We start from the raw sequence: 19,704 nt of genomic DNA on the forward strand, positions 1-19,704 counted from the left end.
TAAACGCACCGGACTGCCTGGCGAATGCCGTTTATAAAGAAAACTCTGACGTAATTCGTCAGTTATTTCTGCTTTTCAAAGCGATAGAACAGGTTTGGCTCACTGACCATGTACAGGTTGCCGCTCTCGTCCATGGTCACGCCTTCGGCACGGGGGATCGTGTCTTTCAGGCCATTGAAGCCGCCAAGCAAGGTCATGAAGCTGACTTGCTCGCCCGTTTCATCCAGTTCCAGCAGCAGGTGGGAATCGGCCGACAGCACCAGCAAATGTCCGGTACGTGGGTCGATGGACAGGGCCGACAGGTTGCGCACATCCAGTTCGGTGCTGGCCAGTTTTTGCTTGTCGCCGGTCAGCGTATTGCCATCGCTTTTCCAGGTGAACAGGGCCGGGGGACGTTCTTCGCCCAGCACCAACTGCTGGTTGCGCTTGTCCCAGGTAACGGCCTCAAAGGCTTTGTTCTGATCTTTGGACGGGCCCAGGTCATAACTGGGGAAATCGGCCTTGTTCAGCGCCGTAGTGCCGGCGTCGACCTTGACCACGGTCAGGCTGTGATCGCGTTCATCGACCACCGCCATCAAGCCGTTTTCCATCACTGCCACGCCTTCCGGATTGTTCCAACCGTTGAGCGGCATTTTGCGCAACACATCGCCTTGCAGGCTCAGTTCGACCAGGAAGGGATTCTTGCCCATCACTGAAAACAGGGTTTTGGTCTGCGGGTTATAGGACAGGTCTGATGCCTCGTCCTTCTCCATACCGGGCAGCAACTTGGCGTCGATCACCGCGTGATAGTCCGGCAGCCACACACTTTCTCGGCGTTCGGCCGAACTCTCGAAACGCTCCAGCACCCACAGCAGGCCGCGATCATCCCAGTGCATGGCCCAGGCGATGCCATACAAAATGGCACCAGCCAAAAATACCCAGGAATACCAGCGCATGGACAAGCGAGAGCGAAGCGAGGTTTTCGAAGTGGGCAGAGGCACGACCATTGAGCGCTTTTCCGGAAAGTCAGCTGTAGGGGATAGCACAGGATTCAAGGCCCCGCGCGCAAGAGCAGGGAATTATCCGGATGGCGTGTGAAAAAAATGCAAAACGCCGGATCCTGCAGATGTACACAAACAACTGTGGGAGCGGGCTTGCCCGCGATTAAGGGCGTTCAGTCAACTATTCAGTGACTGTCACACCGCCATCGCGGGCAAGCCCGCTCCCACAGTTTGATCGCAGTTTGGCAGTGATTTAGCGCACGACGCTTTCGAAAGGGTTCACACCTGCCAGCTCCAACACCACTTCATCGCCTACATTCAACGGGCCAACGCCCGCCGGGGTGCCGGTCAGGATCACGTCGCCCGCTTGGAGGGAGAAGCAACCCGCCATGTACTGAATCATCGGCACAATCGGGTTAAGCATCTGCGCGCTGTTGCCGTCCTGGCGCAATTCGCCGTTGATGCTCAGGCGAATGCCGATATCGGTCACGTCCGCAAAGGTACTGCTGACCACGAAGGGGGCAATCACCGCCGCGCCATCGAAAGACTTGGCGATTTCCCACGGCAAGCCCTTGGCTTTGAGCTCGGCCTGTTTGTCGCGCAGGGTCAGGTCCAGGGCCGGAGCGAAGCCGGAGATGGCGTCCAGCACTTCTTCCCGGCTCGGCTTGGCGGACAAAGGCTTGCCGATCAATACGGCGATTTCCGCTTCGTAGTGCACCGAACCACGCTCGGTCGGAATGGCAAAGCCACCTTCCAACGGCACCACGCAGCTGCCCGGCTTGATGAACAGCAGCGGCTCGGTGGGTACCGGGTTGTCCAGTTCCGTGGCGTGTTCGGCGTAGTTACGCCCGATGCACACCACTTTACCCACCGGGAAGTGGATGTTGGTGCCGTCGACATACTTGTGCTGGTAGCTCATGGAACGACTCCTTCAGGTGCGGTTAAACAGCGAAGATCTTGCCGGGGTTCATGATCCCGTTAGGGTCGAACACGGCTTTGACGGCCTTCATGTATTCGATTTCAACCGGTGAACGGCTGTAGGTCAGGTAATCGCGCTTGGTCATGCCCACGCCGTGTTCGGCGGAGATCGAGCCGTTGTACTTGGCGACGGTCTCGAATACCCACTTGTTAACGGTGGCGCACTTGGCGAAAAACTCATCCTTGCTCAGGTTTTCCGGCTTGAGGATGTTCAGGTGCAGGTTGCCGTCACCGATATGGCCGAACCAGACGATTTCGAAGTCCGGGTAGTGTTCACCGACGATCGCGTCAATTTCGCTCAGGAACGCTGGCACTTTCGACACGGTCACCGAGATGTCGTTCTTGTACGGCGTCCAGTGGGAAATGGTTTCGGAGATGTACTCGCGCAGTTTCCACAGGTTGTGCAGCTGGGTTTCGCTCTGGCTCATCACGCCATCCAGCACCCAGCCCTGCTCCACGCAATGTTCGAACGTTTCCAGGGCGTGGTTGGCGACTTCTTCGGTGGTGGCTTCGAATTCCAGCAGGGCGTAGAACGGGCACTCGGTTTCGAACGGCGCCGGCACGTCGCCACGACCAAGGACTTTGGCCAGGGCTTTGTCCGAGAAGAATTCGAAGGCGGTCAGGTCCAGTTTGCTCTGGAAGGCGTGCAGCACCGGCATGATCGAGTCGAAATCAGTCGTGCCGAGCACCATTGCCGTGAGGTTCTTTGGCGCGCGGTCCAGGCGCATGGTGGCTTCGACCACAAAGCCCAGGGTGCCTTCGGCGCCGATAAACAGCTGGCGCATGTCGTAGCCGGTGGCGTTTTTGATCAGGTCGCGGTTCAGCTCCAGCACATCGCCTTTGCCGGTGACGACCTTCATGCCGGCCACCCAGTTGCGGGTCATACCGTAGCGAATTACTTTGATCCCGCCGGCATTGGTGCCGATATTGCCGCCAATCTGGCTGGAACCGGACGAGGCGAAGTCCACCGGATAATACAGGCCGTTTTCTTCAGCGACGTTCTGCAGTTGCTTGGTCACCACACCCGGCTGGCACACGGCGGTGCGGTCGGTGAGGTTCACGTCGAGGATCTGGTTCATATAGTCGAACGACACCACCACTTCGCCATTGGCGGCAACGGCAGCAGCCGACAGACCGGTGCGCCCGCCCGAGGGCACCAGCGCCACCTTGTGCTCATTGGCCCACCGCACGATGGCCTGTACCTGCTCGGTGGTCTTGGGGAACACGATGGCGCTAGGTGCGGGAGCGAAGTGCTTGGTCCAATCCTTGCCGTAAGCCTCCAGGGAGTCGGCGTCGGTCAGCACTTTGCCGGGCTCAACCAGGGTCTTTAGCTCATCAATCAGGGCAGGATGGGTCATCGACAGAACTCTCGAACAATTCATGGTCATCCTGAGAACGCTTCACGTCGCAGGAATAGGTGTTTAGCGGGGTGCGTATGCTAGCATACCGCCCCCGCAGGACAGACCCAAAGGGCGTTTCTGCGGTGACGGCTTTCCTGCCGTCCGGGTCAGCTTGCGCTGCTCGACTCCCTGCCAATTTTCTCCGGGATACAGGTTTACGCAGATGAGCAAGACTTCTCTCGATAAGAGCAAGATCAAGTTCCTTCTTCTGGAAGGCGTCCACCCATCGGCTGTCGACGTTCTGAAAGCCGCCGGGTACACCAGCATTGAGTACATCACCAGTTCTCTGCCGGAAGCCCAGCTCAAGGAAAAGATCGCCGACGCGCACTTTATCGGCATTCGCTCCCGCACTCAGCTGACCGAAGAGATCTTCGACCACGCCAAGAAACTCGTGGCTGTCGGCTGTTTCTGCATCGGCACCAACCAGGTCGACCTCAATGCAGCGCGCGAGCGCGGCATCGCGGTGTTCAACGCACCGTACTCCAACACCCGTTCCGTGGCGGAGCTGGTGCTGGCCGAGGCCATCCTGCTGCTGCGCGGTATCCCTGAGAAGAACGCTTCCTGCCACCGTGGCGGCTGGATCAAGAGCGCGGCCAACTCCTTCGAAATCCGCGGCAAGAAGCTGGGTATCGTCGGCTACGGCTCGATCGGCACGCAACTGTCGGTGTTGGCTGAAGGCCTGGGCATGCAGGTGTTCTTCTACGACACCCTGACCAAGCTGCCATTGGGCAACGCCACCCAAGTGGCCAGCCTGACCGAGCTGCTGGGCATGTCCGACATCGTCACCCTGCACGTTCCGGAAACGGCCGAGACCCAGTGGATGATCGGTGAGAAGGAAATCCGCGCGATCAAGAAAGGCGGGATCCTGATCAACGCCGCTCGCGGCACCGTGGTCGAGCTGGATGCCCTGGCCGACGCGATCAAGGACAAGCACCTGATCGGCGCTGCCATCGACGTGTTCCCGGTGGAGCCGCGCTCCAACGATGACATCTTCGAAAGCCCGCTGCGTGGCCTGGACAACGTGATCCTGACCCCGCACATCGGCGGCTCCACCGCTGAAGCCCAAGCCAACATCGGCCTGGAAGTCTCGGAAAAACTGGTCAAGTACAGCGACAACGGTACCTCGGTATCGTCGGTCAACTTCCCGGAAGTGGCCCTGCCGGCTCACCCGGGCAAGCACCGTCTGCTGCACATCCACCAGAACATCCCTGGCGTGATGATGGAGATCAACAAGGTCTTCGCCGAAAACGGCATCAACATCTCCGGTCAGTTCCTGCAGACCAACGAGAAGGTCGGCTACGTGGTGATCGACGTCGACGCCGAGTACTCGGACCTGGCGCAAGAGAAGCTGCAGCACATCAACGGCACTATTCGTAGCCGCGTGTTGTTCTAAGGCTTCAAGCGCTGGATAAAAAATGGGAGACCCGCAGGGGTCTCCCATTTTTTTGCCCGAATAACGCTTATTTGACGTTAACGGTGATCACTTTCGAGGCGACTGTGGGTTCGAACTGGCGATGCACGTTGTCGCCGGCCACCAGTTGCAGGGTGTGCTTGCCTGGCGTCAGGGTCAGCTCGGTTTCGGTCTGCGCCTTGCCGAAGTGAATCGAGGTAGGCGTGGCCGGGATCGCCTCATTGGCGTTGAGCGACTCCACCTTCTGGTCTACCAACAGATGGTGGTGCCCGGCGTTAGGCACTTGCTTGTCGATCGGTTCCAGGTCCAGCTTCTTGACGCCGAATTTGACGGTGAAGGTTTTATCAACGGTGGCGCCATCTTTCGGCGAGACGATGAACACTTCGGCACCTTCAGGCGCAGGTGTACGAGGAAGGTCTGCGGCACTGGCCAACATCGAGGTACCCAGCAAAAGGCTGGCAATCGTTGCACGGGACAAAAGGGCTTTCATTCGCTTCTCCAGTTTTTCGGTGAAATCTGTAGGGTTATGACAACTTCGCGATAAATTGCGGTCCAAGGCACCCGACACCATAACAAAACGTTGCTGAACGGCGTCTCGCCTGTACGAATTCTTTAGGAGTGACCATGCGCTTTTCGCCTGGCCTGTTGCTGTTGCTTCCTCTTCTGAGCCCCTTGGCTCATGCCGAACTGATTGACGACGTCAATGATCGCGGTGAACTGCGCATCGCCCTGGAAGCCAACACCCCGCCGTACAATTTCAAAGAGGGCGACAAACTCGCAGGCTTTGAAGTGGAGCTGGGTGAACTGCTGGCCAAGGAGATGGAGGTGCGCTCCTCGTTTATTACCACCGATAACGCGGACCTGCTGTCCGGTGTGGAAACCGGCAAGTACGACGTGGCCATTAACCATATGGCTATGACTGCCGAGCTTGAGGATCGTTTCGATTTCAGTGAGCCTTACCACCAGAAGCCGGCATTGGCGATCCCGTTCCAGAAGGGCAACCCGGCGTTCAAGACCAGTTTGAACGGGGCGTTGAAGCGGGTTAAGGACGATGGCCGGTTGAAGGCGCTGGCGCAGAAATGGCTCAAGGTGCAATAAAATGTGGGAGCTGGCTTGCCTGCGATAGCGGTCTGTCAGTTACACATAAGGTGCTGATACACCGCTATCGCAGGCAAGCCAGCTCCCACACTTGATCTGTTTAAACTTCTTAAAGCTGCGTGAGGGCAATTGCCGCCTGTGGCAACTCCAACTCACTGAACACCTGCACACCATGGCGCTTGAGCAGCGCCGCCGTGACGCCTTCGCCACTGACCTTCACCCCGCTGAAGGTGCCGTCATAGGTCAACAGATTGCCGCAGGATGGGCTGTTGGCCTTGAGAATGGCGATGCGGATGTGATGGCGTTGCACCAGCGCCAAGGCTTGGCGGGCACCGTCGAGAAAGGCGCTGGTGAAGTCTTCGCCCTCGGCCGTCAGCACCTGGGCGCGGCCTTCCCACACGTCGATGCCCTGCCCGCCTGGGATTTCGGCCGATGGCCGCGGTGTGGGCAAGCCCCCCGCCACTTCCGGGCAGATGGCAACCACGCGGCCTTCAGCTTGCCACGCTGCCAGTGGGTCGAATGGGCCGCTGGCCCCGCCGTCGTAGCGCACCTTGTGCCCGAGCAGGCAGCGGCTGACCAGAATCTTTTCCATGTTTAAAACGGCTCGTTGCCCCGCCGGCGAAACCAGCCCGTCAAGGACAGGCGTTCGCGCGTAGCGGGCAGGACTTCGTGAGGCACCTCGCCCGACAGGAATACCACCAGGCAACCCCCGGTGGGCACCACGTCGTATTCGACACCGCCCTTGAGGTACATGCGCAGTTGGCCGCCATGCTCGGGCAGCCAGGCGTCGTTCAAGTAGATCACCGCCGAGACCATGCGCCGGTCATCGTCGCGAAAACGGTCTACATGCTTGAGGTAAAACGCGCCCGGCGGGTACATCGCGAAGTGGCTTTCGAAATCTTCCAGGCCCAGGAACAGGCTGCGATTCATCGCCAGGCGCAGGCCGTCCATCACGCCCATGTAGGTGTCGCAGATAGGCGCGTCCCCCTCCTCCAACCACTGGATATGGTCGCCGCGAATGCCTTCGCGAATTTCCTGGGCCGGCCCACGCCCTACCGCTGCGGGCGCCAGTTCACCCTGCGCCGCACGTTTACGGCACTCAGCCGCCAGCTCCAGGGTCAGAGCCTGGGGCAGGAAGCCATTTTGCTGCGACCAGCCTTTTTCGGCCAAGTCGTCGACGATGCGTTGCAGCAGCGGGTGATCGAGGGGTATTTGCATGGCGCGCATAGTATCCATACGCCTGAAAATCCGACAGCGCCGTTGAGCGTCTGAATGCACTTTAGTCAGGTGACCGATAGGACTTCTCGACAAATCCTACGCCCGACACGGACAATAGTGGCCGACTGACAGGAGTCCTTATGCGTCGTTTGTTTTTTTCTGTGTTGATGTTCTGCGTTTTGCCCGCCTGGGCAGACGGCCATGACCAGTTGTACAAGGTCGCCGGCTGGGCCGAACAACGTGCGCACTTCAATGACGCCCTCAGTGCCGCCCAGCAGCGCTACCGCAATAGCCTGCCGCCGGTGGTGTACCAGGCGCTGGTGGACAACAGCAATAAACGCTTTGCCGCCCAGGCCATGGACCAGCGTGCCGAGGCGCAACTGCGCAAGCACTTGCCCGACCCGAAACCTGCCCTGGCGTTTTTCCAGTCGCCCCTGGGCCGAAAGATCGTCGCCGCTGAGTTGCTGGCCACGCGCCGCGATCAACTGGCGAAAAACGCACAGGGCCTGCCCAAACTCGAAGCCGATGCCACCCGCAGCCTGATCATCGGCCACCTGGCCCAGGCCCTGCCCGCCCGCGAGGCCGGTGCCGAGGTCAGCCTGGCGATTGCAGGCGTGGCGGCCGACAGCTTGAGCCAGATGATCCCCGGCCTGCTCGGCGGTGGCCAGGCGCAAGGAATGTTGAATGGCCAGCGCGAGCGGTTGATGCAGCAGATCGACAAGGATTTGAACAATACCTTGCTGTATGTCTATCGGGATTTGTCCGACCCTGAGCTGGAAGAGTTCGCCACCTTTGCCGAGTCGCCGGAGGGCAAGGCGTATTACCAGGCTGCCCTGGCGGCCATTCGCGCAGGGCTGGCTGTCGGCCAAAGCACCTCAAGCCTGACGCAGTAAACCCTGTGGGAGCTGGCCTGCGATTGCGATCTGTCAGTGACACCGCTATCGCAGGCAAGCCAGCTCCCACATTTGAACCGCGTTATTTCAGGTGATCCGTGAGGAAGTTAAAATATGCTTCGCGAATCTGCGGAATTTCATTGGCCAAGTGATGCCGACCCCGCTTGAGCATCAACACCTCAGGCCGGTCGAACTTACCTCGCAACACCTGCAAATTGTGCTGCCAGTCCACCGTCATATCTTCCTCACCCTGCACGATCACCGGGCGCCGGGGGCTGCGTGGTGCGGCTTCGATGCGTTTGATCCAGCGCGCCAGCGACCCCACCCAGGCGGTAGGCAGCTGGCGAGGCTGTAGCGGGTCGGCTTCCAGGAACGGCTTGAACGCAGGGTCGTTGGAGTTATCGCTGAAACGCCGGGCGATGCCTTTGACGAACGGGCGCAGCAGGTAATAGCTGACCTGGGACCAACCCCAGGCACGCGGCCGCACCAAAGGCGACAGCAGGAAAGTCTTGCCCTGGGCCGGACTCTGGGCGCCGTGGTGGAGCAGATGGTCCACCACGATGGCGCCGCCGGTGCTTTGCCCGAACAGGTGCCAGGGTTGCGGCAATTGCAGCGCCTTGGCCTCGACGAACAAGGCCTGCACCACGCTCTGGTACACCGCAAAGTCATCGATGCTGGCGCGCACGCCGCTGGACAAGCCATGGCCCGGCAGGTCGCAGGCGATCACCACGAAGCCCTGGTCCAAGGCCCAATCCACCACATGGCGATACAGCCCCATGTGATCGTAGAAACCGTGGAACAGGAACATGGTCGCGACCGGTGCTGGCGGCCACCAGACCTGGGCCACCACCTCGAACCCATCCACCTGCAAGCGCCCCAGGCGGCTCACCGCCGGCACCTGGCGTGCGGCCAGGTCGAGCCCGTAGAAACGCTGGTAAACCCTCGCCTCGGCTGACAGCGGCTGCGCATCCACCAGGGGGCGCAAGCTTTCGCGCAGATGATCAGGGTCAAAGGTGACGGGCATAAAGGCTTCCAGACTTGCGGTGAAGATGAATATCGAGCTGCGATATTCATCTGTCAGGACAAGCATGGCAAGCTACGCGACCTGCGAGGATACATCCAATGCGAGCGCCCTACCGTAACGCCCTGTTCGCCAGCCTGATCCTGGTTATCTGCGCCGGGGTGCTGTGGGCGGCCTATGACTGGTTCCAAGGCCGCTACCTGCGTGCCTTCAGCGAACACACCGCGGTATTTTCCGGCGATGCGCTGCAACTGCCCGCCGCCCTCAGTGGCCCTGGCCCGATTCGCCTGGTGCACTTCTGGGACCCGGCCTGCCCGTGCAATGTCGGTAACCAGCAGCACCTGGGCGAGTTGATCGAGCAGTACGCGCCCCAAGGGGTGGAGTTCTATGCCCTGCAAAAACCCGGCAGCCACGGCCAGTTGCCCGAGAACCTGCGCCACATGAAAGTCCTCGATGCCCTGCCCGGCGCGGACCAGATCCCCGCCAGCCCGGCCGTGGGCATTTGGGATCGCACCGGCAAGCTGGCGTATTTCGGCCCCTACAGCGAAGGCCTGACGTGCAACGCCAGCAACAGCTTTATCGAGCCGATCCTCAAGGCGCTTGGAACCGGACGCGAAGTGAATGCCACTCACACCCTCGCGGTAGGCTGCTATTGTTCGTGGCCTAAGGATCTGTAGCCCGTCCACTTTGGTAAGGAATGTTCATGAAGCGCGTCCTGCAGGTTTTTGCGGTGCTGATTGTGCTGGTCGCCCTGGGCGCCGGTTGGTACGTCTACAGCAAACAACCCACGCGCCAGGGCACGGTGACGCTGGCGCACCTGCAAGGTTCGGTCACGGTGCGCTACGACGACCGTGGCGTACCGCATATCCGCGCCGAGAATGAGGCCGATCTGTACCGCGCCCTGGGCTATGTGCATGCCCAGGACCGGTTGTTCCAGATGGAGATCATGCGGCGCCTGGCCCGTGGCGAACTGGCCAAGGTACTGGGGCCCAAGCTGCTGGAGACCGACAAACTGTTTCGCAGCCTGCGCATTCGCGAGCGTGCCTTGAGCTATGTGGAGCACATGGACCCTGACTCGGCCTCGTCCAAGGCCCTGCAAGCCTACCTGGACGGGATCAACCAGTATCAGGACAGCCACGCCAGCCCCATGGAGTTCGATGTGCTGGGCATCGCCAAGCGCCCGTTTACCGCCGAAGACAGCATCAGCGTCGCCGGGTACATGGCCTACAGCTTTGCCGCAGCCTTTCGCACCGAGCCGGTACTGACCTATGTGCGCGACCGACTGGGCAGCGCCTACTTGAACGTCTTCGATCTCGACTGGCAACCCAAGGGCGCTCTCAACCTGGCCGCCAGCGATTGGCAGACCCTTGGCGCCATCGCCGCCCTGAGCGAACAGGCCCTGGCCGACAACGGCCTGCCGCAGTTCGAAGGCAGCAATGCCTGGGCCGTCAGCGGCAGCCATACCCAAAGCGGCAAACCGTTGCTGGCGGGTGACCCTCATATCCGTTTCTCGGTGCCTTCGGTCTGGTACGAGGCGCAGCTGTCGGCGCCAGGCTTCGAGTTGTACGGCTACCACAACGCGCTGGTACCGGTGGCGTTCCTGGGGCACAACCTGGACTTCGGCTGGAGCCTGACCATGTTCCAGAATGACGATCTCGACCTGGTCGCCGAGAAGGTCAACCCGGACAACCCCAACCAGGTCTGGTATCACGGCCAATGGGTGGACATGAGCAGCAGCGAGCAGCAGATCCAGGTCAAGGGCCAGGCGCCGGTGACCCTCACCCTGCGCCGCTCGCCCCACGGCCCGATCATCAACGACGTGCTCGGTGAGAACGCCGGCAGCACACCGATTGCCATGTGGTGGGCGTTCCTCGACAGTGAAAACCCGATCCTGGATGGTTTCTACCAGCTCAACCGTGCCGACACCCTGGCCAAGGCACGTGCCGCAGCCGCCAAGGTCTCGGCACCGGGCCTGAACATCGTGTGGGCCAATGCCAAGGGCGATATCGGTTGGTGGGCAGCGGCGCAGTTGCCGATCCGCCCGGCCGGCGTTAACCCTGCGTTCATCCTCGACGGCAGTACTACCCAGGCCGACAAGCTGGGTTTCTACCCCTTCAGTGCCAACCCCCAGGAAGAAAATCCGTCGCGCGGCTATGTGGTGTCCGCCAATGCCCAGCCGGCATCGCCCACCGGCATGCCGATTCCCGGCTATTACAACCTGGCTGACCGCGGCCAGCAGTTGAACGCGCAGTTGAGCGACACAAGCGTGAAGTGGGATGTGACCAACAGCCAGGCCCTGCAACTGGGCACCACCACCGCCTACGGCCCACGCCTGCTGGCGCCGCTGTTGCCGGTGCTGCGCGAGGTGGTCAAGGACCCGGCGCAACTCAAACTGGTGGAACAGCTTGCCAACTGGAAGGGTGACTACCCGCTGGACTCCACCAGTGCCACGCTGTTCAACCAGTTGCTGTTCAACCTTAGCGACGCGACCTTTCACCCCAAACTCGGCGATGCCTTGTTCAAGACCCTGCTCGGCACCCGCGTGATCGACGCCGCCTTGCCACGCCTGGCCGCATCGGCAGACTCACCCTGGTGGAACGGCAATCGGGCCGACACCGTCAAGCTCGCCTGGGACAACAGCCTGACCCACCTCAAGGCGACGTTCGGCGATGACCCGGCGCAGTGGCAGTGGGGCAAGGCGCACACCCTGACCCACGGTCACCCGCTGGGCCTGCAAAAACCGCTGGATAAAATCTTCAACGTCGGCCCGTTCCCGGCACCGGGCAGCCATGAGGTTCCGAACAACCAGACCTCTCCGATTGGCCCAGCACCGTGGCCGGTAACCTACGGCCCGTCGACACGACGCCTAATCGACTTCGCCGACCCGGCCCACGCCCTCACCATCAACCCGGTGGGGCAAAGTGGTGTGCCCTTTGATACGCACTATGGCGACCAGGCGCAGAGCTATATCGAGGGCAGGTATGAGCAGGCGCACTTCAGTGAGGAGGAAGTGACGGCCAATACCCGCGGCACCTTGAAACTGCTGCCCGCCCGATGATCGTTCCCACGCTCCGCGTGGGAATGCAGCCATGGACGCTCCGCGTCCGCCCTTAGAAGCGGGACGCAGAGCGTCCCAAGAGGCGTTACCACGCAGAGCGTGGGAACGATCACGCATCGTTCCCACGCTCAAACCGGCGCCGCAAAGTTAAGCCTGAACTGTTGCGGCGTGACGCCCAGCCGGCGGTTGAACACACTGCGCATGTGCTGGGCGTCGCGAAAGCCGCATTGAAAGGCCACGGTCTTAAGCGGTGCGTGGCTGCTTTCAAGCATCACGCGCGCCGCATCCACGCGCGCCCTCTCGACAAATTCCGCCGGCGTAATCCGCGCTTCACGGGCAAACACCCGGGAGAAATTGCGCGCACTCATATTGGCCGCCTTGGCCAGGTCGGCAATGGTCAAGTCTCCCGTCAGGTTGGCCAGCACGTACAGCTGCACCAGCGCCACCGCCGAGGTGGTTTCGGCATGGGGCGTGAGGAACGGGCTGAACTGCGATTGCCCGCCCGAGCGCTGGGTGAACACCACCAGGCGCTTGGCCACGCTCAGGGCCACTTCCGGGCCGTGATCCTGGGCCAGCAAGTACAACGACAGGTCGATACCTGCCGTGACCCCGGCGGAGGTGTAGAGCTTGCCGTCCTGCACATAGAGACGGTCGGCTTCGACCTGGGCCGAGGGGCACAGGCGCGCCAGGCTGGCGGCATCGTTCCAATGGGTCGTGACGGTCTTGCCGTCCAGCAAGCCTGCACGGGCCAGCATGAAGGCGCCATTGCAGATCGAACCAAAACGCTGCGCCTTCGCGGCGGCCGCGCGCAGCCAAGCGTCAAACTCGAAGCCGAAATCCTCGAAGGGTAACTGCGGGCCACCGGCGACCAGCAACAGGTCATAGGGTTGCCGGGCTTCGCTGTAGTGCTTGTGCGCCTGCAGTGACAAACCGTTGGAGGCCGCCATGGCGCCGTGGCCAAAGCCGAGTACTTCCAGCCGATAGTGATCCTCGGGCGCCAGGAAGCGGTTGGCCTCGCAGAACACATCCATCGGCCCGGTCACGTCCAGCGACTGGACACCGGGGAAGATCAGGATGGCGACGGTTTTGCCCATGGTCACAAACACCTTTTTCCAACTGGATAAACGCGACCCCCTTGTGGGAGCTGGCTTGCCTGCGATGCAGACGACTCGGTACCTCAGGTACACCGAGGTGATGCTATCGCAGGCAAGCCAGCTCCCACAGGGGATCGCCTACATGCTTGGCACGATGTGGCGGCACATTGGCCGGGATCGCCTCCCTGTGGCGATAGCCGCTTCAGGGTCATGGGACCAGACTGGAATCTTTCCAGAGGAGATCCACCATGAGCACCACCATAGCCGGTATCCAGATCCCTGACAGCACCTTGGCCAGGGCCACCACCGAATACATCCGCGACGTCGAATCGGACCTGCTCTACCACCATTCGCGCCGAGTCTTCCTGTTCGGCGCCTTGAGCGGTGAGCGCAAGCAATTGGCCTACGACCCGGAGTTGCTCTACGTCGGCGCGATGTTCCATGACCTGGGGCTGGTGGAAGGCCACCGCAGTGACGACGAGCGTTTTGAAGTGGACGGCGCCAACGCCGCCGCCGCATTTCTCAAGCCCTATGGGTTGAGCGATGACGATATCGAACAAGTGTGGTTGTCCATCGCCCTGCACACCACGCCGGGCGTGCCGAAACACTTGCGTCCCACCGTAGCGCTGGTGACCGCCGGGGTGGAGATGGATGTGCTGGGCATGGACTACGCCGCGTTCAGCAGCGCGCAGCGCGAAGCGGTGGTGCATGCACATCCACGGGGTGAAGGGTTCAAGGAGTGCATCATCTGCGCGTTCGCCGACGGCTTGCGCCATCGCCCGCAGACCACGTTTGGCAATGTTAAGACCGACGTGCTGGTGGACCAGGAGCCGGGGTTCACGCCGATGAATTTTGTGCAGGTGATCCGCACGTCGCCGTGGGCTGACTGAAACCCGATGTTATAAGCACCGCAAAACTACTGTGGGAGCTGGCTTGCCTGCGATGACGGTGAGTCAGCACCTTATAAGTGACTGATACACCGCCATCGCAGGCAAGCCAGCTCCCACATTTTCACCCTGCTCCGGCAGTCAGACCGGCGCTGGCGCCCGGCGCTTGTCCGGCTGCTGCCAGCCATCCGCTGCGGCTTCTTCAATCGCTTGCTGAATAGCCTTCTTGCGATGCTCTTCGGCCCGACGGCTGAAGAACCACACCAGGAAGGTCACCAGCGACACCGCCAACAGAATCAGGCTCGCCACGGCGTTGATCTCGGGTTTAACCCCCAGACGCACCGCCGAGAACACTTCCATCGGCAAGGTGGTGGAACCAGGGCCCGACACGAAGCTGGCCAGTACCAGGTCGTCCAGCGATAGCGCGAACGACATCATGCCGCCCGCTGCCAGCGATGGCGCGATCATCGGGATGGTGATCAGGAAGAACACCTTCCATGGCCGTGCGCCCAAGTCCATCGCCGCTTCTTCGATCGACAGGTCCAGCTCACGCAAGCGCGCCGACACCACCACCGCCACATACGCCGCACAGAAGGTGGTGTGGGCGATCCAGATGGTGACGATGCCACGTTCCTGGGGCCAGCCGATCATCTGCGCCATGGCCACGAATAGCAGCAACAGCGACAGACCGGTGATCACTTCGGGCATCACCAACGGTGCCGTCACCAGGCCACCGAACAGCGTGCGGCCCTTGAACTGGCTGATGCGCGTCAGCACGAAGGCCGCCAGGGTACCCAACGCCACCGCCGCCACCGCCGTGTAGCAGGCAATTTCCAGGGAGCGGGCCACCGAGCCCATCAACTGGGTGTTGTCCAACAGGCCCACGTACCATTTGATCGACCAACCGCCCCACACTGTCACCAGCTTGGATTCGTTGAACGAGTAGATCACCAGGATCAACATTGGCAGGTAGATGAACAACAGGCCTGCGACCAGCATGAAGCTGGAGAAACGAAAGCGCTTCATATCTTGCCCTCCAGCTCTTTGGCCTGGCTGCGGTTGAACAGGATGATCGGCACGATCAGGATCGCCAGCATCACCACCGCCAGGGCAGACGCCACCGGCCAGTCACGGTTGTTGAAGAACTCTTGCCACAACACCTTACCGATCATCAGGGTTTCCGGGCCGCCGAGCAGTTCAGGAATCACGAACTCGCCCACCACCGGGATAAACACCAGCATGCAACCGGCGATGATGCCGTTCTTGGACAGCGGCACGGTGATTTTCCAGAAGCTGTTGAAGGTACTCGAACCGAGGTCCGAAGCAGCTTCCAGCAGGCTCTGGTCGTGCTTCACCAGGTTGGCGTACAGGGGCAGGATCATGAACGGCAGGTACGAATAGACCACGCCGATGTACACCGCGATGTTGGTGTTGAGGATCTGCAGCGGCTCGTTGATCAAGCCCATGGACATCAGGAAGCCATTGAGCAGGCCGTTGTTGCTGAGGATGCCCATCCACGCATACACCCGGATCAGGATCGCGGTCCAGGTGGGCATCATGATCAGCAGCACCAGCACGGTCTGCATCTCTTTGCGCGCGGTGGCAATGGCGTAGGCCATCGGGTAGCCGATCAGCAGGCACAGCAGCGTGCTGAAAAACGCCATCTTCAGCGAGCCCAGGTAGGCGGCGATGTACAACTCGTCGCCCGCCAGCAAGCTGTAGTTGGCCAGGTTCAGCACCACCTCCAGCTTTTGCTCAACGTAGGTATAGATCTCGGTATAGGGCGGGATCGCCACATCGGCTTCGGCAAAGCTGATTTTCAGCACGATGAAAAACGGCAGTGCGAAAAACAGGAACAGCCAGAGGAAAGGAATCCCGATGACCACCTGCTTGCCATTGGGCACGATGCGATCCAAGCGCCGCTTGAATTTCTTCATGTTCATGAGCGAAGTACCACGCCGCTGTCGTCTTCCCACCACACGTACACCTGGTCACCCCAGGTTGGGCGCTGGCCACGGCGTTCGGCGTTGGCGACGAAAGACTGCACCAGCTTGCCGCTCGGCAGCTCCACGTAGAACACCGAGTGGCCGCCCAGGTAGGCGATGTCGTGCACCTTGCCGCTGGACCAGTTGTGCTCGCAGGTTGGCATTTCAGTGGTCACCAGCAGCTTTTCCGGGCGAATCGCGTAGGTCACCGACTTGTCTTCCACCGAGGTGGCGATGCCGTAGCCCACGTAGATGTCGCGGTCCAGGTCCGGGCACTTGAGCACCGCGTGGCCTTCAGCGTCGTCCACCACTTGGGTGTCGAAAATGTTGACGTTGCCAATGAACTCGCACACCAGGCGGCTGGTGGGCGTTTCGTAGATATCGATGGGGCTGCCGATCTGGGCGATCCAGCCCAGGTGCATGATCGCGATGCGTTCGGCCATGGTCATGGCTTCTTCCTGGTCGTGGGTCACCATCACGCAGGTCACGCCGACGCGCTCGATGATTTCCACCAACTCCAGTTGCATCTGCGAGCGCAGCTTCTTGTCCAGGGCGCCCATCGGCTCATCGAGCAGCAGCAGTTTCGGGCGCTTGGCCAGGGAGCGGGCCAAGGCCACACGCTGGCGCTGGCCGCCGGACAATTGGTGCGGCTTGCGCTTGGCGTACTGGCTCATCTGCACCAGCTTGAGCATCTCGGCCACGCGTGCGTCGACTTCAGCCTTGGGGATCTTGTCCTGTTGCAGGCCGAAGGCGATGTTCTGCGCCACGGTCATGTGCGGGAACAAGGCGTAGGACTGGAACATCATGTTGATCGGCCGCTCGTAGGGCGGCATGTCGGTGATGTCCACACCGTCGAGGTAGATGCGACCTTCGGTTGGGCGCTCGAAACCTGCAAGCATGCGCAGCAAGGTGGATTTGCCCGAACCCGAACCGCCGAGCAAGGCGAAGATCTCGCCTTTCTTGATTTCCAGGGACACATCGTCCACGGCAATCGTCTCGTCGAACTTCTTCGTGACCCGGTCGATTTTGACCAACACCTTTTTCGGTGTCTGGTCGCCCTCGAGGGCTTTCTTATAGGCGCCGGAGGCAACTGCCATTTACGAAACTCCCAAAAAAAACTGTGCAGCCGGCCCAATGCGGGCCAGCCTTGGATAGTTTGAGCCTTACTTGCCCGTCTTGACCTTGGTCCAGCTACGGGTCATTAAACGCTGCACTTTCGGGGGTAGCTCAAAGTTGACGAATGTCCGCTCGAGAACCGCCTGCGGTGGGTAAACCGCTGCGTCGGTGCGTATCGATTGCTCCATCAGTTTGTCCGCCCCTGGGTTAGGGTTGGCGTAACCGACTTGATCGCTGACCTGAGCGATCACCTCAGGCTGCAGCAAATAGTTGATGAAGGCGTGGGCTTCCTTGACGTTGCTGGCATCCTTGGGAATCGCCAGCACGTCGAACCACAGGTTGCCGCCTTCTTTGGGAATCGTGTAGGCGATGTTCACGCCTTTGCCCGCCTCCGCCGCACGGGCCTTGGCCTGGAACACATCGCCGGAGAAACCGGCCGCCACGCAGATGTTGCCGTTGGCCAGGTCCGAGATGTATTTGGAGGAATGGAAGTAGGTCACGTAGGGCCGCACCTTCAGCAGTTTTTCCTCGGCTTTCTTGTAGTCGGCCGGGTTGGTGCTGTTGGGGTCCAGGCCCATGTAGTTGAGTACTGCGGGCAGCATTTCATCGGCCGAGTCCATGAACGACACGCCGCAAGTGGCCAACTTCTTCATGTTTTCCGGTTCGAACAACACGGCCCAGGAGTCGATCTTGTCGACCCCCAGCACTTCCTTGACCTTGTCGACGTTGTAGCCAATGCCATTGGTGCCCCACAGGTACGGCACCGCGTACTGATTGCCCGGGTCGTTCTTTTCCAGGCGCTTGAGCAGCACCGGGTCGAGGTTGGCGTAGTTTGTCAGCAGTGACTTGTCGAGCTTCTGGAATGCCCCGGCCTTGATCTGCTTGCCCAGGAAATGGTTGGACGGCACCACCACGTCGTAGCCGGTGCGCCCGGCGAGCAACTTGCCTTCCAGGGTTTCGTTGGAGTCAAACACGTCATACACAGGCTTGATACCACTGGCCTTTTCGAAGTTGGCCAGGGTGTCGGGGCCGATGTAGTCCGACCAGTTATAAATATGCACCGTCGGTGCGGCCTGTACGCTGGCAGCCAGCGTGATACCTGCACCCACCAGCATGGCTTTGCGAAATAAAGAAATTGGCAAGTGGAGGTCCTCTTGAATAGTTGGGGCCTTGAAGTTGTTGCCCGGCAACAAAACCGGCGCGCAACTTACCGTCGATAAACCGATCCGGCAAAACTTTCTGTCATTTAATTTCTGAGAGCTGTTTTGTGTGGGAGCGGGCTTGCTCGCGAAAGTGGCGTATCAGTTGATACATATGCTGGCTGACGCTCCGCATTCGCGAGCAAGCCCGCTCCCACACAAGCTCGCTCCTACAGGTTTCTGGCGTTATTTACCGGACTTGATCTTGGTCCAGCTACGGGTCATTTCACGCTGAGTTGCCGCTGGCATGTCGGCAATGGCGTAGAGCTTGGATTGCACTTCGGCCGACGGATAAATACCCGGGTCGCTGGTGATGTCTTTATCGACCAGGGCAGTGGCTTTCTCGTTACCGTTCGGGAAACGCACACTGTTGGTGATCGCGGCCATGACGTCTGGCTTGAGCAGGTAGTTCATGAATGCGTAGGCAGCCTCGACGTTTTCGGCATCCTTGGGAATGGCGACCATGTCGAAGAAGCTGCCAGCACCTTCCTTGGGAATGTCATAGGCGATCTTGACCTTGCCACCGGCTTCAGCCGCACGGGTTTTGGCCTGTTCGATGTCACCCGAGTAGCCCACAGCCACGCAGATGTTGCCGTTGGCCAGGTCGGAGATGTACTTGGAGGAGTGGAAGTAGCCGATCGAAGGACGGATTTTCATGAACAGGTCTTCGGCCTGTTTCAGATCAGCCTTCTTCGTCGTGTCGGTCGGCAGGCCCAGGTAATGCAGCGCTACCGGCAGCATTTCGGTTGGCGAATCGAGGAAGCTCACGCCGCAGCTTTTCAGCTTGGCGATGTTTTCCGGCTTCATCAGTACGTCCCACGAGTCGATCTTGTCCACGCCCAGTGCGGCCTTGACCTTCTCCGGGTTGTAGCCGATGCCCATCGAGCCCCACATGTACGGGAAGGCGTGCTTGTTGTCCGGGTCGCTGACCGATACAGCCTTGAGCAGGGATTTGTTCAGGTTGCCGTAGTTGGACAGCTTGGACTTGTCCAGCTCCTGGTAGACACCGGCCTTGATCTGCTTGGCGAGGAAGCTGTTCGACGGCACGACGATGTCGTAGCCGGACTTGCCTGCCAGCAACTTGGCTTCCAGGGTTTCGTTGCTGTCAAAAACGTCGTACACCACTTTGATGCCCGACTCTTTTTCAAAGTTGGCGATGGTGTCCGGTGCAATGTAGTCGGACCAGTTGTAAACGTGCAGCACTTTATTGTCTGCCTGGGCCGCGCCCGCCATTGCGCCCATCAGGGACAAGGCGAGGAGAGTCTTGCCAGCGTTCTTCAAACCTAATGCCTTCATTTGGTGATGCTCCAATTTTTTCTTTTTTGGGCCACAAGCGTTGTATGTTTTACGGCCCAACCGAAGGGCA

At 60.4% G+C, this 19,704-nt stretch carries 19 protein-coding genes; 6 read left to right on the plus strand and 13 right to left on the minus strand.

Translation table 11 applies throughout. The features are described from left to right. Positions 1 to 62: 62 nt before the first annotated feature. The 3 genes from BOP96_RS03370 to BOP96_RS03380 form a co-directional block, all read right to left on the minus strand. The gene (locus BOP96_RS03370; protein WP_014720370.1) at positions 63 to 986 is read right to left on the minus strand and encodes an SdiA-regulated domain-containing protein; all 924 of its coding nucleotides are present in this window, start codon (positions 984 to 986) and stop codon (positions 63 to 65) included. A gap of 247 nt (positions 987 to 1,233) precedes the next feature. After that, the gene (locus BOP96_RS03375; protein WP_073451833.1) at positions 1,234 to 1,899 is read right to left on the minus strand and encodes a fumarylacetoacetate hydrolase family protein; all 666 of its coding nucleotides are present in this window, start codon (positions 1,897 to 1,899) and stop codon (positions 1,234 to 1,236) included. Between the two features lie 22 nt (positions 1,900 to 1,921). Beyond that, on the minus strand, positions 1,922 to 3,316 hold the full coding sequence (locus BOP96_RS03380) for an FAD-binding oxidoreductase (protein WP_005792341.1): 1,395 nt from the start codon (positions 3,314 to 3,316) through the stop codon (positions 1,922 to 1,924). Between the two features lie 205 nt (positions 3,317 to 3,521). Between BOP96_RS03380 and serA the strand changes: the two genes are divergently transcribed. Continuing rightward, entirely contained in the window at positions 3,522 to 4,751 is a 1,230-nt protein-coding gene (gene serA / locus BOP96_RS03390) for a phosphoglycerate dehydrogenase (RefSeq protein WP_003195214.1), read from the plus strand. 67 nt (positions 4,752 to 4,818) lie between these two features. Here serA and BOP96_RS03395 read toward each other — a convergent pair whose 3' ends face one another. Continuing rightward, a complete protein-coding gene (locus BOP96_RS03395; protein WP_034128985.1) occupies positions 4,819 to 5,259 on the minus strand; it encodes a DUF4399 domain-containing protein in 441 nt (146 codons plus the stop codon). Positions 5,260 to 5,393: 134 nt separating this feature from the next. Here BOP96_RS03395 and BOP96_RS03400 point away from each other — a divergent pair, with 134 nt between their 5' ends. Next, complete coding sequence (locus tag BOP96_RS03400; protein ID WP_032902259.1) at positions 5,394 to 5,867, plus strand: transporter substrate-binding domain-containing protein; 474 nt, start codon at positions 5,394 to 5,396, stop codon at positions 5,865 to 5,867. A gap of 109 nt (positions 5,868 to 5,976) precedes the next feature. On the opposite strand, the gene BOP96_RS03405 is transcribed toward BOP96_RS03400, so the two are convergent. Together BOP96_RS03405 and BOP96_RS03410 are read right to left on the minus strand one after the other, a co-directional pair. Further along, positions 5,977 to 6,459: a DUF523 domain-containing protein gene (locus tag BOP96_RS03405; protein WP_073451835.1), complete on the minus strand. Its 483-nt coding sequence runs from the start codon at positions 6,457 to 6,459 to the stop codon at positions 5,977 to 5,979. Between the two features lie 2 nt (positions 6,460 to 6,461). Continuing rightward, positions 6,462 to 7,094, minus strand: a complete 633-nt coding sequence (locus tag BOP96_RS03410; RefSeq protein WP_003195222.1) for a 2OG-Fe(II) oxygenase — start codon at positions 7,092 to 7,094, stop codon at positions 6,462 to 6,464. 131 nt (positions 7,095 to 7,225) lie between these two features. Between BOP96_RS03410 and BOP96_RS03415 the strand changes: the two genes are divergently transcribed. After that, positions 7,226 to 7,978 carry a DUF2059 domain-containing protein gene (locus BOP96_RS03415; protein ID WP_003195224.1) on the plus strand — a complete coding sequence of 251 codons (753 nt, stop codon included), beginning with the start codon at positions 7,226 to 7,228 and terminating at the stop codon, positions 7,976 to 7,978. A gap of 82 nt (positions 7,979 to 8,060) precedes the next feature. On the opposite strand, the gene BOP96_RS03420 is transcribed toward BOP96_RS03415, so the two are convergent. Then, a complete protein-coding gene (locus BOP96_RS03420; protein ID WP_014720378.1) occupies positions 8,061 to 9,002 on the minus strand; it encodes an alpha/beta hydrolase in 942 nt (313 codons plus the stop codon). A gap of 98 nt (positions 9,003 to 9,100) precedes the next feature. Between BOP96_RS03420 and BOP96_RS03425 the strand changes: the two genes are divergently transcribed. Next, entirely contained in the window at positions 9,101 to 9,676 is a 576-nt protein-coding gene (locus BOP96_RS03425) for a DUF6436 domain-containing protein (RefSeq protein WP_073451837.1), read from the plus strand. Positions 9,677 to 9,702: 26 nt separating this feature from the next. Then, positions 9,703 to 12,057 carry a penicillin acylase family protein gene (locus BOP96_RS03430; RefSeq protein ID WP_073451839.1) on the plus strand — a complete coding sequence of 785 codons (2,355 nt, stop codon included), beginning with the start codon at positions 9,703 to 9,705 and terminating at the stop codon, positions 12,055 to 12,057. A gap of 128 nt (positions 12,058 to 12,185) precedes the next feature. On the opposite strand, the gene BOP96_RS03435 is transcribed toward BOP96_RS03430, so the two are convergent. After that, complete coding sequence (locus BOP96_RS03435) at positions 12,186 to 13,151, minus strand: GlxA family transcriptional regulator (RefSeq protein WP_073451841.1); 966 nt, start codon at positions 13,149 to 13,151, stop codon at positions 12,186 to 12,188. Between the two features lie 248 nt (positions 13,152 to 13,399). Between BOP96_RS03435 and BOP96_RS03445 the strand changes: the two genes are divergently transcribed. Next, on the plus strand, positions 13,400 to 14,041 hold the full coding sequence (locus BOP96_RS03445) for an HD domain-containing protein (protein ID WP_060766858.1): 642 nt from the start codon (positions 13,400 to 13,402) through the stop codon (positions 14,039 to 14,041). A gap of 138 nt (positions 14,042 to 14,179) precedes the next feature. Here BOP96_RS03445 and BOP96_RS03450 read toward each other — a convergent pair whose 3' ends face one another. From BOP96_RS03450 to BOP96_RS03470, 5 genes are all read right to left on the minus strand, one after another. After that, on the minus strand, positions 14,180 to 15,064 hold the full coding sequence (locus BOP96_RS03450; RefSeq protein WP_003195236.1) for an ABC transporter permease subunit: 885 nt from the start codon (positions 15,062 to 15,064) through the stop codon (positions 14,180 to 14,182). Beyond that, on the minus strand, positions 15,061 to 15,981 hold the full coding sequence (locus BOP96_RS03455) for an ABC transporter permease subunit (RefSeq protein ID WP_003195238.1): 921 nt from the start codon (positions 15,979 to 15,981) through the stop codon (positions 15,061 to 15,063). The genes BOP96_RS03450 and BOP96_RS03455 overlap by 4 nt, the downstream gene beginning before the upstream one ends. After that, the gene (locus BOP96_RS03460; protein ID WP_003195240.1) at positions 15,978 to 17,120 is read right to left on the minus strand and encodes an ABC transporter ATP-binding protein; all 1,143 of its coding nucleotides are present in this window, start codon (positions 17,118 to 17,120) and stop codon (positions 15,978 to 15,980) included. The genes BOP96_RS03455 and BOP96_RS03460 overlap by 4 nt, the downstream gene beginning before the upstream one ends. 66 nt (positions 17,121 to 17,186) lie before the next feature. Further along, a complete protein-coding gene (locus BOP96_RS03465) occupies positions 17,187 to 18,281 on the minus strand; it encodes a polyamine ABC transporter substrate-binding protein (protein ID WP_014720384.1) in 1,095 nt (364 codons plus the stop codon). Between the two features lie 243 nt (positions 18,282 to 18,524). Continuing rightward, positions 18,525 to 19,619: a polyamine ABC transporter substrate-binding protein gene (locus tag BOP96_RS03470; protein WP_019817783.1), complete on the minus strand. Its 1,095-nt coding sequence runs from the start codon at positions 19,617 to 19,619 to the stop codon at positions 18,525 to 18,527. Between the last annotated feature and the right edge of the window lie 85 nt (positions 19,620 to 19,704).

This window comes from Pseudomonas sp. FSL W5-0203 (genome assembly GCF_001896155.1).
In the GTDB taxonomy this organism is placed as follows: domain Bacteria; phylum Pseudomonadota; class Gammaproteobacteria; order Pseudomonadales; family Pseudomonadaceae; genus Aquipseudomonas; species Aquipseudomonas paracarnis.